General features: G+C 37.8%; 1 protein-coding gene. It reads right to left on the bottom strand.

Annotated features, from left to right (window positions below; genetic code table 11):
* Positions 1 to 218: hypothetical protein (locus SB689_RS23790; RefSeq protein ID WP_410694501.1), on the bottom strand; the 218-nt coding region annotated here is incomplete at its 3' end.
* Positions 219 to 249: the final 31 nt, after the last annotated feature.

The following is a 249-nucleotide window of genomic DNA, read 5'->3' as shown; positions in this document are numbered from 1 at the left end:
ACCAGTGCATTAGCGATTGGCGTTTGACCATCATATGAAAGTAACTTGCCATATACTGTATTTTGATTGGGCTGCGTCGGATCAACCACTTCTACTGGCTTTTCAGGATTTGTTTGACTTGATGTTGAGTCGTTATCATCATTACAACCAACCAGAGCCAACGAAGTCATCATAAAAACAGTCATGACTGACAATTTATTTCGTAAAAATACTTTCATACTTTTAGGTTCCATTTGCAGTATTAAGAGG

The sequence above is a fragment of the Chryseobacterium sp. SIMBA_038 genome (genome assembly GCF_046535115.1).
Classification (GTDB): Bacteria; Bacteroidota; Bacteroidia; order Flavobacteriales; family Weeksellaceae; genus Chryseobacterium.
The sequence above is the reverse complement of the archived record's forward strand: the minus strand, read 5'-3'. Positions and strand labels throughout refer to the sequence as shown.